Source organism: Pseudomonas sp. TYF_14, assembly GCF_043105275.1.
GTDB lineage: Bacteria > Pseudomonadota > Gammaproteobacteria > Pseudomonadales > Pseudomonadaceae > Aquipseudomonas > Aquipseudomonas alloputida.
Genome location: NZ_JBICLK010000034.1, coordinates 1 through 15,751 on the forward strand (window position 1 = coordinate 1; position 15,751 = coordinate 15,751).

Annotated in this window: 13 protein-coding genes; 3 read left to right on the top strand and 10 right to left on the bottom strand. The window is 60.5% G+C overall.

The window, feature by feature from the left end; genetic code table 11:
• Positions 1-207: 207 nt before the first annotated feature.
• The 10 genes from ACF8O8_RS10530 to tssB form a co-directional block, all read right to left on the bottom strand.
• Positions 208-723 (bottom strand): Hcp family type VI secretion system effector, encoded by a 516-nt coding sequence (locus ACF8O8_RS10530; protein WP_010954872.1) that lies wholly within the window; start codon positions 721-723, stop codon positions 208-210.
• Between the two features lie 133 nt (positions 724-856).
• Positions 857-1,726: a type IVB secretion system protein IcmH/DotU gene (gene icmH, locus ACF8O8_RS10535; RefSeq protein WP_392509645.1), complete on the bottom strand. Its 870-nt coding sequence runs from the start codon at positions 1,724-1,726 to the stop codon at positions 857-859.
• Between the two features lies 1 nt (position 1,727).
• Complete coding sequence (gene tssK / locus ACF8O8_RS10540; RefSeq protein WP_010953537.1) at positions 1,728-3,065, bottom strand: type VI secretion system baseplate subunit TssK; 1,338 nt, start codon at positions 3,063-3,065, stop codon at positions 1,728-1,730.
• A 55-nt stretch (positions 3,066-3,120) separates the two neighbouring features.
• Positions 3,121-3,918, bottom strand: a complete 798-nt coding sequence (gene tssJ, locus ACF8O8_RS10545; RefSeq protein WP_392509646.1) for a type VI secretion system lipoprotein TssJ — start codon at positions 3,916-3,918, stop codon at positions 3,121-3,123.
• A complete protein-coding gene (locus tag ACF8O8_RS10550; RefSeq protein ID WP_392509647.1) occupies positions 3,915-4,484 on the bottom strand; it encodes an FHA domain-containing protein in 570 nt (189 codons plus the stop codon). The genes tssJ and ACF8O8_RS10550 overlap by 4 nt, the downstream gene beginning before the upstream one ends.
• A complete protein-coding gene (gene tssG, locus ACF8O8_RS10555; RefSeq protein WP_392509648.1) occupies positions 4,481-5,497 on the bottom strand; it encodes a type VI secretion system baseplate subunit TssG in 1,017 nt (338 codons plus the stop codon). The genes ACF8O8_RS10550 and tssG overlap by 4 nt, the downstream gene beginning before the upstream one ends.
• Positions 5,461-7,227 (bottom strand): type VI secretion system baseplate subunit TssF, encoded by a 1,767-nt coding sequence (tssF, locus tag ACF8O8_RS10560; protein WP_392509649.1) that lies wholly within the window; start codon positions 7,225-7,227, stop codon positions 5,461-5,463. The genes tssG and tssF overlap by 37 nt, the downstream gene beginning before the upstream one ends.
• A gap of 3 nt (positions 7,228-7,230) precedes the next feature.
• Positions 7,231-7,641 (bottom strand): type VI secretion system baseplate subunit TssE, encoded by a 411-nt coding sequence (tssE, locus tag ACF8O8_RS10565; protein ID WP_010953542.1) that lies wholly within the window; start codon positions 7,639-7,641, stop codon positions 7,231-7,233.
• A complete protein-coding gene (tssC, locus tag ACF8O8_RS10570) occupies positions 7,638-9,128 on the bottom strand; it encodes a type VI secretion system contractile sheath large subunit (protein WP_019436866.1) in 1,491 nt (496 codons plus the stop codon). The genes tssE and tssC overlap by 4 nt, the downstream gene beginning before the upstream one ends.
• 17 nt (positions 9,129-9,145) lie before the next feature.
• Positions 9,146-9,649, bottom strand: a complete 504-nt coding sequence (gene tssB, locus ACF8O8_RS10575) for a type VI secretion system contractile sheath small subunit (RefSeq protein ID WP_392509650.1) — start codon at positions 9,647-9,649, stop codon at positions 9,146-9,148.
• Between the two features lie 326 nt (positions 9,650-9,975).
• Between tssB and vasI the strand changes: the two genes are divergently transcribed.
• From vasI to tssM, 3 genes are read left to right on the top strand one after another with little or no spacing between them, the layout of a single operon-like run.
• Positions 9,976-10,626: a type VI secretion system-associated protein VasI gene (vasI, locus tag ACF8O8_RS10580; RefSeq protein ID WP_177331243.1), complete on the top strand. Its 651-nt coding sequence runs from the start codon at positions 9,976-9,978 to the stop codon at positions 10,624-10,626.
• Positions 10,614-12,077: a type VI secretion system protein TssA gene (gene tssA, locus ACF8O8_RS10585; RefSeq protein WP_392509651.1), complete on the top strand. Its 1,464-nt coding sequence runs from the start codon at positions 10,614-10,616 to the stop codon at positions 12,075-12,077. The genes vasI and tssA overlap by 13 nt, the downstream gene beginning before the upstream one ends.
• Complete coding sequence (tssM, locus tag ACF8O8_RS10590; protein WP_392509652.1) at positions 12,074-15,694, top strand: type VI secretion system membrane subunit TssM; 3,621 nt, start codon at positions 12,074-12,076, stop codon at positions 15,692-15,694. Before tssA ends, tssM begins: the two co-directional genes overlap by 4 nt.
• The last annotated feature ends 57 nt before the right edge of the window (positions 15,695-15,751 follow it).

The following is a 15,751-nucleotide window of genomic DNA, read 5'->3' on the forward strand; positions in this document are numbered from 1 at the left end:
CGAAGCTGATCAGTTTCAGCTCCAGTTCAAAGGGTGCGCTGATGCCCTCTCGGAGTTCGAACGACACCACTTCGAATTCAGCTTTGCCAACGAGTGCCTCAAAGCTGTAGCGCAAATCAGATTGGCTAGGCATAAAAGATCCTTGTCCGCCGTCTGAATCAACACAAAGCCCGGGCGGGCATGGCCTGCCCGGGGCATTTGCACAGGTCAAGCGGCGGGTGCGCGCCAGTCGTCAGAGCCTTCGGTATTGGCTACATCGTGAGCCCACGTGATCTTTCGATACGCCAGCGATACTTCAACCAGCTGGGTGTAGTTTTCATTGTCTTTGTCGAGTGCGTGGGGAAGCACGGTATTGATGCTGACGATGGTGGCGTCTTCGAGCGTGGTGGTGAAAAAATGCTCTTGTTTGCCTTCCGACGAGGTGCGATACCAGCTGACCTCGACTGTTGGCAGCATTTCGCCGGTGGCAAGTGCCTGATACATCAGGGGGGTAGCTTTGTTCAGTGAACTGGTGAATATGAAAGGCTTATGCACGCGCTGGCCACTCGGTTGACCGCTCTGGGGGTCAGTGGGCGTAGTCACCTCATGCTTGATTTCCTGAACCAGAATCTGATCTTCATGGCCTTGTTGGAACACGTTGCCGACGGAGTCAGCGGTGAAGGCGCCCGCCGTGATGTTGCCTTGGGTCTGGCCTACGATCTTGATGTAAGCGGGTGTTGGCATGGCAGTTACTCCTGCGTCCATGTGGGTAAAGCACGCACACCACAGGTGGCGTGGCCATCGGAAACGATGGGCTTGTCAGCGAGGCAAAAACCTCGCGAATTCGTTGAACTCAGTGGTGCTGTGTCACGGTTGGCTATTGCTGCAAGATGCCGTTCAGCGACTCCAGCACCTCGGTTGTGATCAGGTGCAGGCGGTAGCTGTAGATCCCGTAGGCCACCGCCATGGCGATGGCGGAAATCACCAAGGGGCTCCACCAGGGCCATTGCCGGCTCATGCGGAAGTTGCGTGGGGCCACATTGGTGTAGGGGTCGCAGACTTCTTCGGGGGTAGGGCCGCGCAGTTCGCGGATGATCCCGTGCAGTTGGTGAATCAATGCGTTGAGTGTTTCTTCGCCTTTCGGCGCGAGCGCGTACTTGCCCTTCAGCCCAAGGCACAGGGCGTAGTACATGAACTCAAGTACGTCCTGGTAACGCTTGGGCTCCTGCATCAGGCGGGTAATCACCGTGAAGATTTTTTCCCCACCCCAGGTCTCGTCGTGGAAGATGCTGAGCAGCGGCTCCTGGCTCCAGCAGCTGCTCTTGCCCCAGGGGCGCTCCATAACGGCTTCGTCTATGAACAGGCACAGACCGTAGGAGTACGCCAGCAACTGAGCCGGCTCGTAACCGTGCTGGCGCATTTCTTGCTGGATGTTGTCGATCTGGCTGCGCACTTGCTGGTGCACGTCCTGGATGTTTGGCAGCTCGTCCAGCGTACGCAGGCGTATAACCAAGCCGAACAACGGCGATGCGGCATCCAGCATCAGGTTGGCGAAGCCGCCCCGCAGCTGAAATTCCGGGTCAGCGGGGTAGCCTTCGGAAAAGGGCTCAGGCTCAGGTTTGTCCGTGGATACTTGCGCATTGGTTGCCGCAGCCCGGGGGGCGGGTACTGGCTTTTCAAGGGTTGAATCAAGCGCGTTGACTACAGCGTTGTTTTCATCGGTGGGCGTATTGTTGTCTTTTCCCATGTCACTCACTCCTGATCGCCCAGAACTGCAGTTCAAGCCCTGGGAAGTCGCCCGCAATGTGGATGCCGAAGCCATTCGCCTTGCTCATGCACGCCCAGGCCGGGTCACGTCGGTCCAGCTCGAAGTAGCTGAAGCCCGCATGGAAGGGCAGGTCGCGGGGCGCCACGGGTAATGGCAACAAAGGGATGCCCGGCAATTGCAGCGGCACCAGGTCATTCAGTGACTCAAGTGAGGTGATCTTGGCTTTCTGGATGAACATCTGGCGCAACGCCTGTGGTGGCATGCTGGCGCGCACGGCGAGGATGAAGTCGGCTTCGTCGATCAGCCGGCGGTCTTCCAGCGTGGTCGTCATCACGCCGAATTGTTCGCTCTCCAGCGGTAGTGAAACAGCGCGTGGCCGCAAGACGGTGCTCAGAGACCGGCGCAAGGTATCTTCCAGCGGTTTGAAAGACGTGCGCAGTGCGGTGTGGTGATAGGCGGGGTACTCCTGCGGCAGCCGGTTCTGGTCGGTGAAGGTGACGAATTCGCCGCAGGCCTGGCTCATGCACAGGTACAGCTGCTCGGGGTGCGTTTGCGCTTGCCTGGCCAGATGCTGGAAGCATGGCCACCAACGGTTCATGGCCTGCAGCAGGTTGAAGTCGCGAATGTCGGCGATCCCGGACTGGCCCGAGGCACCAATCCGCGTGGCAAGGCCGCGCGCCCGCTCGCGCAAGGTATGGGTGATTTCCTCTAGAAACCGCTGCAGCGCTGGCACCGCCCGCACCGAAACGCTGGTGGGGTAGAACGCTTCGTCCAGTTGCAGGCTGCCGTCGGGGCGCCGTTCCAGAATACGTGCCAGGGCCAGGCGGGTGTAGGCGCTGCTGTCTTCGGTCTTGCGTTTGAGCTGCAGGTTGGGCACCGCAAGGTCTACCTGCACCAGGTCACCGTCAGCGGAGTGGGTATCCTTGATTTCCTGTACCTGGGCGGTATAGCGGAAATTGGCTGCATTGTCGGGCCAGCTCACTTCGCGGCCGCCATCGGTACGCAGCGGCAGGCACAGATACACCTCACTGTCTTGGCACGCGTCGTCGCCGATTTCCAGCGGCGGCGGTGGCGGCAGGTCGGCGGGAATGTCGAACACCGTGCCGTCCGGCATCACACCTCGCGCCCGGGTGATGGCGACTTTGCCCAGGCTCAGGTATTCGTCGTTCAACTGAAGTTCGCTGAAGCCGTAAAAGGCTGCATTGAGGCTGGCGAGGCGCTGGTGCAGGGCTGCTTCGCTGGCCCTGGCCGCCTGTTGGAAATGCTGTGGTTTGACGAACAGGCCTTCGGGCCAGAGAACGGGATTGCGTGAACTCATGGGCGCTCCGTGTCAGCGTGAGTAAGCAGGAAGGGCAAAGGGTGTTGAGGCGCCATCAGTCTTCTTCCTTGAGCACGATGTGCGTGTCGTTGACCAACACCGACAGCATGATCTGGCGGCCACGCGGCGGAATGCGCAGTACTTGCCGCCAACTGGCGTTTTCATGGCCTCGGTAGTCGGCGATCACCGCGACGAAGCGGGTTTCGGCGTGGATGGGTTCGAACGGGATGTACTTGAATTGGCCAGGGCGCAGCAGGTAGTCGTCACTACGGATATAGGTACTGCGCAGCGCCTTGGCCGGGTCCTGCTCCAGTAGCTGGTACACGGTGTTGCGCAGCAGTGAGTCGTCGCGCAGTTGCAGGATCGTGATGGCAATGGGCGTGGCGACCAGCGCTGAGGCAACGCTTGTGGTGTGCGGCAAGGTCAACGCCACCTGAGGGTCGTCGTAGCTGCCGGGGCCGCTTTCTTCCAGGGGCGAGCGCGCCGGGTCGCTTTCGTCTCCTTCGTCCAGCTCGACGGGAGACATGGCCGGGAATTGCGCTTGCAGGTATTCGAACAGAACCCCGATTTTTTCGGTCAACGCATAGGGGTCGCCAGCACTCAGGGTTACAGCGTAGGGGCTGGGCTCCAGGGCGCTATCCTGTTCGGCTGCGACGTCAAGGCTGTTCGGATTGCCGTTGAGGGTAGGGCTGGCATTGATGCTGAATGCGACCTCGGTCGGGTGATCCTGGGGCGGCCCGATGGGCAACGAGTGGTCCATGGCCACCTGGCTCATTCTGCTCAAAGAGGTACAGCCGGTGGGCACGACCAGCGCAAGCAGCAGGCTGGCGAGCAGAAGTGGATGAGGCTTCATGGGTATGCTCCGGCAATCAGGCGCTGCAGCGGGCCTTCTCGGAGTGCCCCTTCACCGTCTGCTGCGTCCAGCGCTGCCAGAGGGTCATTCCCCATGGCTGCTTTGAAGACCGAGGAAATCTCGACGGCTGGTTGGGGGGCAGAAGGCTGTGCCGGCCAAGCGGTTGCAGGCGCTTCCGCTATCAGGCGGTCGAGCACCCTCGGGTCCGGGTTGAACAGGTCCTCCAGCGAGCGCGTGCAGGCCTGATCCTGGGTGTACTGAACCTGTAGCCGATAGGTACCAATGAGAAGCTGGTCACCCTCAACCAGGCGTCTGGGTGGAAGCGGCCCCAGGCTGTTGGCACTGCCATTGAGGTAGGTGCGGTGGCAGTGGTCGATCACGCAGAAGCTGCCTTCGATCCAGCGGATTTCGCAGTGGATGGGCGCAACGGTCTGATCGCGGTCATTGATCTGCCAGTTTGCTCGCCCGCTGCCGATGGTGCCGCCCTTGCAATCGAACAGGTGCCGAGCAGTAACGCCGTGCTGCAGTTGGTCGAGGTTGGTGATGTTCAAGGTGACTGTGTTCATGAGCGCCCCCGAATGCGTACAACCGGGTTGATCTGGCCATGCCGGTCGTCGACGAAGCTGGTCCAGCCCAGGTATGCGCCCTGGCTGCGGTGCAAGCAGAAGGGGGACAACGCGCTCTGCTTGAGGCGCAGTTCCAGGTCGTAGGCCAGCCCGTCACGCAGCAGAAAGTCGATCAGTGCACGCAAACGGCCGAAGTTGATGCCGCTGGGCAGCAAGTCCCGCAGCTGCGTCTGGTCGAGTTCGCTGATCACGATGGTGAACTTGCTGCTGCGAGTGCGCGTGCGGCTGCCGATCATGAACGTGCTGCCCAGCTGGCCGTTGGTCCGCCCCAGCCTTGCAAGCTGCCTGGACGGCGTGACGACTGATCGCGTCTCGAACTCGCGGATGTGCACCTGCTTGAGGTCGAAGCAGTGCGCAATGATGCCGGCCACAGTGCCCGGCGCACGGCTGCGGCTGGCGATCACGCCGGCAAAACTGAGCAGGCGGCTCCAGGGCAGCGCCGTGTCCCCTCGCAACTGCTTGTCGTTAAGCCCCAGCAGGGCAAACACGTACTGCGAGAACCCGTCCCTGGCACCTGGCTGGAAGCGGATGTAATAGCGGTACTTGCGCCAGATACGGTGCAACAGGCTGAGCAGGTAATGGTTGAAAAAGTCGAAGAAGGCCGGCCGTACACCGATGCCATGCGCATGTTCATAAGCCACCTGTTCAAGGTAATAGGTGGGCAATGGCGAATCGGTGCCGTGCAACCCCAGGAATGTGGCAACGATGCGGTAGCGCTCGTCCTCAGCGGGCATTCGCTGGGCTTTGTACACGTCCGATACAGGGAAGGTCAGCCGTGTGTCGCAGGCCAGGCGCACGCGCAGCCGGGTGGCCTTGTCCGGCCAACGCGGTTCCAGGTCATCGCCATGCAGCCCGTGCAACCGCTCCAGCAACTGGAAGAAGTTGTACTGGTGCGCTCTGCAGAGCAGCTTGTCGGCTAGATCAGCGGTTGCTTGCCGGTCTGTATTGGCCATGTGTAGTGCTCGTTATTGGTGGTGTTGATCACTTCCAGCTGGTGGAAGGAATTGATGCTGGCGTACAGGGCGAAGAAATGAGCGAGCACACAGCTGAACAGGTACAAGTCGCCTTCGCAGAGGAAGGCGGTCTGGTCCAGTTTCAGCAGGGTGTGCAGGCCGCGAATGGGTTGCCCTTTGATCAGCCAATCCATGGGCTGGGTATGAATGTCGCGCATACCCTCCAGGCGTTTACGGGTGGTGCGAGCCTGCTGGATGTCGTGCAGGGCCATGAAGTCATAGGCCTGGATCACCGCTTTCAGCGGCTCTACCGAGAGCATGGACAGGTAGTTGAGCGACATGTTGGAGATCAACGCCCACTGCAACTGGCCGTCCAGCACCGGGCGACAGGGGCGGGTGGGGGTACAGAGATTGGTGTAGGTGGCCAGCGGCGGCGTAAGTTCGCTCAGGACGTTGATGTCATCCACGCCTAGCGCCAGCGGTAGGTCCCGATTGGTGCAGGTGAGGTCGATGGACGCGGTTTCCAGCTCGCCTATGTAGCTGTTGGCGTCGGCGCGGACGAAGGCGATTCGATGCATGACGCCATTGCCGTGCAGGCACTCTTCCAGCTGGCAGCGGTAATACAGCGCCGTGCGCCCCTGGACGTGCTCGATTTCATGGGCGAAGGACTCGAAGGGACGGAAGGTCCGAAGGTGCTCACCGGTGTTACCGTCAGTCGTCGTTCGGGTGCTGATCACCTGGTCGACACTGAAGATTTCGTAGCCGTGCGGCGCTGTGCCCTTGGGCTTCAGTGGAACCATGGCGTCCTTGCCGGACAGGTCGATGGGCTCGGCGCTGTGCTGGAACAGGTTGACCGCAGGTGCGCAGAACAGGTTGAAATCTGCTTTGCCGACACGCAGCGAGTCGGGTAGCTGGCGCGTGAAGTGAAATTCGAGGTTTACCTGCTGGCTGCCATGAGCTGGCCAGATTTTTTCCAGCCCGGTAACGCTGAAAAAGTGAAAACGTTGAGGGAACGCGAAGTACTCCTGCAGGATGCGATAGCCATCAAAGACGTTCTGTGGGTAAGGCAGCAAGGCGTCGTTGGGGCTGAACCCTGGGAAAGCGATGCTGTTTGCCGGCAGCCGACGAACCTCGCCGTTGATGGTCACGCTGACATCCTTGAGGTATTGAGAAACCCACAGGTAAAGCGTGCGAGCGGTTCGGGTATCGCCGCTGAGGTAAAAGTCGAGGGTGGTACAGCCCAGGCTGTTCAACGGCCGATCGACCAGTGATTGCAGGCCGATGCAGATCACAGAACTGTCGGATATCTGGGTGGCTGCGACCGTGTCGATCTCGAACGGATGAATGTTGACCGCTGTACAGGTGCGGAACTCGCAGGCCACGCCGTCTACCGGTTTCGAGAACAGCCGCGACCCTTTTGGGATGCGCTGTGACTGGCTGAGGGATTGCCTCACCGGGCTGAACTTGATGATCGTCGCGCTGGGCAGCGGCCGCAGGTAGTTCGGCCAGAGCAACTGCAGCATGGGGTGGGTCAGCTCTGGCAAGTCGTCTTCCAGCTTCAGCCGTAGCTTGGCGGTCAGGAACGCAAAGGCTTCCATCAGGCGTTCGACATCGGGGTCGCTGGCACCTTTGCCAAGTAACCGCGCGAGTTGTGGGTTGTCCTTGGCAAAGTCGTTCCCCAGTTCGTGCAGGTAACGCAGTTCTTCACTGAAACGGTCTCTCAGAGACATCGGTCACCTCACGCGCGTGTAGCGGTTGTGGCCATCGACCAGCAGCTCGAGTTGCAGCTGCTCTGCGTGGTTGTTGACCTGTACCAGGCAATCCAGCCTGAAATGCAGCTCCAGCGGGGCATGGGTATCGGGCACTGCGTTGAGCGTGCGTACCTGTATGCGCGGCTCGAAGCGCTGGAGGGTGCGGCGGATATCCGCGCTCACCTGCACAAGCAAGTCGCCGTTGCTCACGTCATGCCCATTGAAGTCGCGCAGGCCCAGCTCAGGGCTGCTCTGGGAGCACCCCTGGCGGGCATTCAGCAGCGTTTCGAGGTGGCGCTTGATGGCGGCGAACTTGTGGGAAGCGCTCTCCCGTCGGGAGGCCTCCCGGCGGGTGCACTGGTCCACCATCAGGCGATCAAAAAGACCACTCATTGCGTATCGAGCCGCCCGACCAGGGAAATCTCGAAGTTCGCGCCCATGTACTTGAAGTGCGGGCGTACGGCGAGCGAAACCTGGTACCAGCCCGGGTCACCCGCAACATCCGAGACCTCAATACGGGCGGCACGCAGCGGCCGGCGGCTGCGAACGTCGGCAGACGGGTTCTCCTGGTCGGCGACGTACTGCTTGATCCATTTGTTCAGCTCGGACTCAAGGTCACGGCGCTCTTTCCAACTGCCGATCTGCTCGCGCTGCAGCACCTTGATGTAGTGGGCGAGCCGGTTGACGATGAACAGGTAGGGCAACTGGGTACCCAGCTTGTAGTTGGTCTGTGCCTGAAGCCCCTCAGGGGTTTTCGGGAAGTGCTTGGGCTTTTGTACCGAGTTGGCGGAGAAGAACGCGGCGTTGTCGCTGTCTTTGCGCATGGTCAGGGCGATGAAGCCCTCTTCGGCCAGTTCGAATTCCTTGCGGTCGGATATCAGCACCTCGGTAGGAATCTTGGCCTGCAACTGGCCCAGGGATTCGTACAGGTGGACCGGCAAGTCTTCGACAGCACCGCCCGATTGGGGGCCGATGATGTTCGGACACCAGCGGTAGCGGGCGAAGCTGTCGTTGATGCAACTGGCTAACAGAAAAGCAGAATTGCCCCACAGGTAGTTGTCGTGCTGCCCGGCGATGTCTTCGTTGTAGTTGAAGCTCTCGATCGGTTGTTCCTGCGGGTGGTAAGCGGAGCGAAGCATGAAGCGCGGCCCGGTCAGGGCGACGTGGCGGGCGTCTTCGCTTTCACGAAAAGCGCGCCACTTGGCATGCCGAGGGCCGGCGAAGAGGTCTTTTATTTCCTTGAGGTTAGGCAGCTCCTCGAAGCTGTTCAAATTGAAGAATTCGGGGGCAGGTGCAGCAAGGAAAGGGGCATGGGACATGGCGCCAACGGAGGCCATGTAACTTAGCAACTTGATGTCAGGGGAAGAGGGGCCGAAGTTGTAGTTACCTACCATGGCCGCAACCGGCTCTCCCCCGAATTGGCCATAACCCGCGGTGTATACATGCTTGTAGATGCCGCTGCAGGTAATGTCGGCAGCATTTTCGAAGTCGTCGAGCAGGTCCTCTTTAGTGACATGCAAGACTTCAAGCTTGATGTTCTCCCTGAAGTCCGTGCGGTCGACCAGAAGTTTCAGGCTGCGCCATGATGATTCAAGCTGCTGGAACTCAGGCTGATGCAGTATGGCATCCATCTGTTTGCCGAGCATTCGGTCGATCTCGGCAATCATCTGGTCGGCTCGGTGCTTGTTGATCAGCTGATCCGGGTCATTGCTCTTGAGGATTTCGGTGATGAAGGCAGATACGCCCTGCCTGGCAATCTGGTAGCCCTCCTGGGCAGGTACCAGTTTGGTTTCTGCCATGATCTGGTCGAGCAGGGTGGCATTGCTCAATGTATCGGCCGTTGCGTCTGTGGTGATGGCGGTGCTGCTTGGCTTGGGCATGGGGACGCTCCGTTGTCTCAATCTTTTTCTGGCGCCTCGAGCACCAGGTCCAGTTCTTGGGCGAGCTGCTTACGCGCCTGCTCGTTGTTAAGCAGGTGCTGCAATTGCTTGCGGAAGGCCGGGACGTTGCCCAGCGGGCCTTTCAGGGCGACCAGTGCTTCGCGCAGCGCCAGCAGCTTGTTCAGCTCGGGCACCTGGCGCGCGATCCGGTCCGGCCCGAAATCGTTGATGGACCTGAACTGCAGGTGGACGGCCAGCTCGGTATCCGGGGCGGTGCCGAGCCTGGACGGTACCGTTACGTCCAGGCTCACGTTGGCGTCGTTCAGCACGCTGTTGAATGTATGTTTATCGATGCGCATGACCTGGCGGTCCTCAAGCGCAGGGTTGTCATCCAGGCCGAAGTCGCCCAGCACCAGCATCTTGTGCGGCAGCTCCACCTCAGCCTGCTCATCGCTGGTAGCGGGGACATACTTGATATTGACGCGTTCTTTCGGCGCAACGGATCCCGTATTTTTAGACATCGGTACGCAACTCCCTGTTGGGCTGTAGGATGTTCAGGTGCTAGTGGTGTTTATTAATGTCTCGGTCTTGTAGGAAGATTCCTACATATGTTCAGTGGGTTGGATTATTTGTCCAATTTCTATAAAAACCATGCACGCAAGAGTGATCTTTGGTCGAGCATTAAGATGTAAAGAAATATTTGTTTGTGTGCATTCGGTACTGTGTAATAGGCTTCTGCTGGATTTGTTTTAATTGGTCGCGCGGGTGCATGGGCATTGCTATCTATTTGTAGGAAAGTTCTTTGCGCCATATAGGCCATTTGTACTATTCAGAGAGTAAATTCAGGATGATTAACCGCTGTGCATATGGCGCCGGTCTCTCGTTGCTGTTTTGTCTGCAGCCGGTGCTGGCAGGCTCCACGCGGGACTGTCCCCGGATTGTTTCCAACGTCGAGCGACTGGCCTGTTTCGATCAGGCTGCTGGCACCCCGGCGTACACGCCAAAACGGCAGTGGTCTGCACCGGAGCAGCAGGCCCCCACGGTGTTGCGTGTGATGGCAAATGAAGCTGAACGGGCACCGGATGACCTGACGTTTCGCATCGGGAGCCAGCCTCAGGACGGGGCAGGCGCACCAGCGCTTGTGATTTCGGCGCCCGCCATCGCATCGGGTGATGAACGTGCCTACATGGCAATCAGTTGCATACAGGCCATCTCCCGGCTGCAGCTGATTGCCAGGCGTCCGATCGAAGCGAGCTGGGTCAAGGTACGCCTGAGTGGGGAGGGCTGGTCTACCCGTGAGACGCCCTGGCAAGTGATGGAGAACGGCCAGGTGCTCGATGCCGGGCGTGGTCTGCCCGCCATCGAGCAGATCAGGAAGCTGATCGGGGCCCAGCGTATCGAGGTTGTGAGTGATCACGGCGAGGTCGACGGGCTGACCTTCGATGCGCAAGGCCTGGACCCCTTGATCAGCCGGGCGCGAAGCACATGTCGGTGGTAGCGCAGGTATCCAGGGAAGAGGTCACTCGGTTGCTCGCGCCGATTGATCCGGCAGTTCCGGCTGGCCTGTTCGATGTCGAGGACGAAACCTATCAGGCCATTGATCAGGAGATGGTCAAGCTGGGTGGGCTGCAGGAAGCCTCGATCGACTGGGTCTACATCGAAGACGCATCCCGTCAGTACCTGAGCCAGCAATGCAAGCACTTGCGAATCGTTGCGCACCTGAGTGCCGCATGGTTGCGTAGCGGCTGCTGGGAGCAGTGGGGATGCACCTTGGCGTTGCTGGCCGGCATGCTCGAGTGCTATTGGGAAGCCGCTCATCCCAAGCCGGGACCGAAAGGCTTCCTGGGCAAGCGCAAGCTGGTTGCCCTGGTGATCGATCGCTTGGCCGAGGCGCTCCCGCGTCTTGATCGTTTTACCTACACCCCGACCCACGCAGCGGCAGCGCAGGCTGCCTTGAAACGCCTGCAACAACAGGAAACAGTGCAGCTGGACACGGCAGCACTGGGCGAACTTGAGCGCCTGCTAGGCAAGTACTCGGAACTTGCCAACGGTGTTGGCGAGGCTGCTGTGCCCAAAGCGCCGGCTGCAACCGAGAAGCCTGCACCGTTGGCCGATGTCATCGCCACACCCGTGTCACGCATGTCGATGGGCAATGAGCGTGAGACACGCCGGGCCGTGCTGTCCATGGCCGAGCTCATCAACCAGCAGGACCCTTACGACGCTACCGGCTACCAGTTACGGCGTTTCGGTTTGTGGGCGCACATTCAGGTTGCTCCCCAAGTCAGGCAGGGCAACCGTACGGAATTGATGGCGGTGCCGCTGGATATCACGCGGGTCTATGAAGAGGCCATTGCCAGTAAGGCGGTTGACCCCGCCTTGCTGCAGCGTATTGAAAAGAGCCTGACGGCTTGCCCCTTCTGGATTCGTGGCAGCTTTCTGGCTGCGACCGTCGCCACACAGCTGGCGATGTGCGAGGTGGCCGAAGCCATCCGTTGTGCCACCGCCCGGTTTGTACAGCGCATGCCCTCGCTGCAGCAGCTGTGCTTCAGCGACGGCATGGTATTTGTCGACGACCAGTGCCTGGCCTGGCTCAAGGGCACCCAAGGACCGTCTGGCCAAGGTGCAACCCCCCAGGAGTTCAGCGGCCTGCGCGAGGAGCTTGTCAGCCAGCTGGAAACCGGTGGCATAGAGCCGCTGCTCCTTCGGCTGCAAGGGCTGCAAGCCGGCGTTCGTGCTCCCCGTGAGCGCTGCCACACCACCGTGATTGCAGCTGATCTGCTGGCCGCGCGGGGTGTGTCCTGGCTGGCCCAGGACCTGTGCGCCAACGTTGCCCGAACCATGCAGCAAACCACCGCCAGTGCGTGGGAGCCCGAGGTGTTTGAGCGGCTTCAGCAGTACGCGGCATCCCCAGTGTTGGCAGTTCAAGACAAGGATCAGGAGCCTCGATGAATCAAATATGGACGCAACTCAAACGTTGGGGCTGGCCGTGGGTAACGCGCATTGGCCTGGCGCTGCCGCTGCTGCTCGGGCTTGGCGCCTTGCTGATGCTGGTCGCCATCTGGTGGCTTGGCCCGCAATGGACGTGGCGTGAGCAGCAGCCGCTGGCAAGTGTGGCTCATCGCAGCGTGGCAAGCCTGGTGCTAGTGCTGGTGCCGCTTCTGTGCTGGCTTGGGGTGCTGCGCACGCGCTTTCGCCGCCTGCAAGCGGAGCGCCGCCAGGCACTGGCCGCCGAACAGGATGTCGCGCTACCGTTCGTGCAGGCGCAAGAGCGGGCCTTGAGCCAGGGGCTTGAGCGGTACCTCGACAATGCCGGTGGGCGACGCGCGTTGTACCGGCTGCCCTGGTACCTGGTGTTGGGCGACGAACAGTCCGGTAAAAGCAGCTTCATCGACCGCACCGATCAGCGCTTTACCTTGACGCGTATCGACCAGGCCCAGGCACGGGGCCGACAGACTCAAGCAATGGCCTACCCGGTAGGCTGGTGGGTCAGCGACGATGCCGTGATCATCGACCCGCCCGGTGTTTTCATCAGTCAAAAACCGCCGGCGGGCTCGGCGGCCAACGCCCCCTCCGAAGCCTCCGCTCCGCCCGGCATCCAGGCCCGGTTGTGGGAGCACCTGTTGGGCTGGCTGCAGCGTAAGCGAAGCCAGCGGGCGCTCAATGGTGTGTTGCTGGTGGTCGACCTGCCGGCGCTGCTGCATGGCAAGCCCGAGCAGCGCGTCACGCTGGCCCATGGGTTGCGCACACGCCTTTACGAAGTGAGCAGTCAGTTGGGGGCGCGCCTGCCGCTGTACGTGGTACTGACCAAGTTCGATCTGCTGGACGGCTTCGACCAGTTCTACAGCCAGCTTCCGGCCGCCAAGCGTGAAAGCCTGTTGGGGTTCACCTTCAAGCTGGATGCGGTTGACGCGTTCGACGCCTGGCTGGATGAGTATGACGAGCACTACGGGCGGCTTCTCACCCAATTGCAGGAGCAGGTCATCGACCGGCTGGATGTACTGGGCAAGACAGCGCCGTGCGGGCGCCTGTTCTCACTGCATGCACAGTTGATCGGGTTGCGCCCCATACTGCAGGCATTCCTGCGCGAAACCTTGGCGAGTGACCGGTTCACCACGCCACCCTTGGTACGTGGTGTGTACTGGTCGTCAGTGGTACAGCAAGGCGACATGCGCAATGCCTTTGTCCGAGAAGCGGCTCAGCCCTACACGACGAAGCTGCCCCTGCGTGAAGGTAAGGCACAGGGGAAGGCGTTGGTCTATTTCATCCAGCAAGCATTCAGGCGGGTTATCTATCAGGAAGCCGGGCTGGCGGGTGACAATGTTCGGGTTGCGCGCAGCAAGCGCCACTTGCTGTGGGTGGGCTCTGGTGTAGGCATCCTGGCGTTCAGTATCGCCGTTGCCAGCTGGCAGCGTTACGCCGACATCAATGGCGCCAAGGCTGCCAGTGTGCTCGCCAAAAGCCAGGAGTACAGCGGTCACGAAGTCGATATGCGTCTTGATCCGACCGGGCGCAACCTGCTGGCGCCACTGGACCAGATTCGCGATGCGGTCGCGGTGTTTGGCGACTATCGTGCGGCCTGGCCGGTGGTTGCCGATTTTGGCTTGTATCAAGGGCGCAACATTGGTCCCTTGGTTGATGAGGCGTACCTCAGCTTGTTGTCTAAACGTTTCTTGCCGGCCTTGGCCAGTGGTGTGATCGATGCCATGAACGCAGCACCACCTGGCAGCGAGCAACAAATGGCCGCGCTCAGGGTTTACCGGATGATCGAGGACCGCAACAGCCGCCGGCCCGAATGGGTCGAGGACTGGATGGCCCGTCAGTGGCAACGGGCCTTTCCTGGCCAGGGGCAGTTGCAGCGTGACCTCATGCAGCACCTGAAATACGCCTTGGCCTATGCCGATACCGATTTGCCGCAGTACCGCCAGCGGGTCAGCGAAGTGCAGCAGGCGTTGCGCAAATTGCCGTTGCCACAGCGGGTCTACGCAGGGCTGAAACAACAATCGTACCAGCAGTTGCACGCCGGGCTGGACCTGCGCCACCAGGTAGGGCCTGCGTTCGATGTGGTGTACCAGCCGTCTTCCGGGGCCAGGCAAGGGGATGAGGATGTACGGCTGGCCGCCATGCTCACCGCCAAAGGCTTCAGGGAATACTTCGAGCCGCACAGCCAACGTTTCGCTGAAATGGCGATGGTTGATCAATGGGCATTGGGGGAGCGCAGTCAACTCGACTATTCGGACGTCGACCGCGATGCGCTGACCGAGCGGCTGTATAACCTCTACAGCGCCGATTACATTGACAGCTGGCGGCGCGCCCTGACCGCTTTTACGGTGGCTGACTTCCGTGATCTGGACCATGGTGTCGCGATCCTGGAGCAGTTGACCGGCCCCGCAGCACCGTTGCAACGGCTGCTGGATACGGTCAGGGATAACACCTCGCTTGCGCCTCCAGCAGCTGTTGAAGCATCGGGTGAGCTGAGTACGCTGCGCGTAGCAACCGGAAAACCCGAGCAACAGCAAGCGTTGGCCATCCAGCGGGCGTTTGCAGGCCTGGGCGCCATGCTGCAGGCGACAGGAGAAAAGCCGAGCTACTACGATGAAACCCTTGGCGCTGTTGCGGCCGTGCTGGACTACGCCAAGGCCGTACAAGGCAGCCCGGACCGCGGCAAGGCCGCGTTGCAAGCCGTGCATCAGCGCTTTGCGATGACAGGTCAGGACCCGATCGGCACCCTGCAACGTATTGCCACAGGTTTACCGGAGCCTATCAGCCACCAGGTCAGAAAGCTCGCCGACCAGACTGCCCAGGTGCTGAACGTTGAAGCACTGCGCGAACTGGAGCGACGTTGGGATGCTGACGTGTACAGTTTTTTCCAGCAACGCCTGGCAGGCCGCTACCCCTTTGTGGTGAAGGCACCCGATGCTTCTTTGGATGACTTCGAGGCGTTCTTCGGGCCGAAAGGGCGCCTGCAGCAGTTTAATGATCGGTATCTCAAGGTTTTCCTGAAGGACAACCTTGAGGCCTTGCAGTCCGCTCAGCACGGGCAATCCCTGATTCGTGCCGACGTGATCGAGCAGCTCGAGCTGGCGGAGCGCATCCGCGAAACCTTCTTCGATCAGCGTGGCAAGCTAAGTGTGCAGTTCAGCATCGAGCCCTTGGGGCTCAGTGCGAACCAGCGTACCAGCCTGCTGGACCTGGATGGCCAGTTGATTGCCTACACCCATGGGCCAAGCCATATCACGGGTATTGTCTGGCCCAATACCTTGGGGCAGCAGGTCCGTAGCAATCTCACCTTGCTAAGGCAAAATGGCAACAGCAGCAGCCTGGAGTACCGTGGCCCGTGGTCGATGTTCCGCTTGCTCAGCCGCGGTGCGCTCAATGGCCGGACGGCGACCAGCGTGGACCTGAGCTTCAGGACCGGAGATGGCGTGATGCGCTATCGGCTTAACGCTGAAAAAGCCTTCAATCCCATTACCCAGCAACCTTTCAAAGGCTTCCGCTTGCCCCGAGGCTTGTTGCAACAGCCAGCCAGTGTGGTGCAGGCGGTGCTACCGGATGGGCAGCGACTATGAACCTCGTCAGGGGCGCAGTGCATTGACTGTGCAGGCTTTCGAAGCCTGGGTATGCCC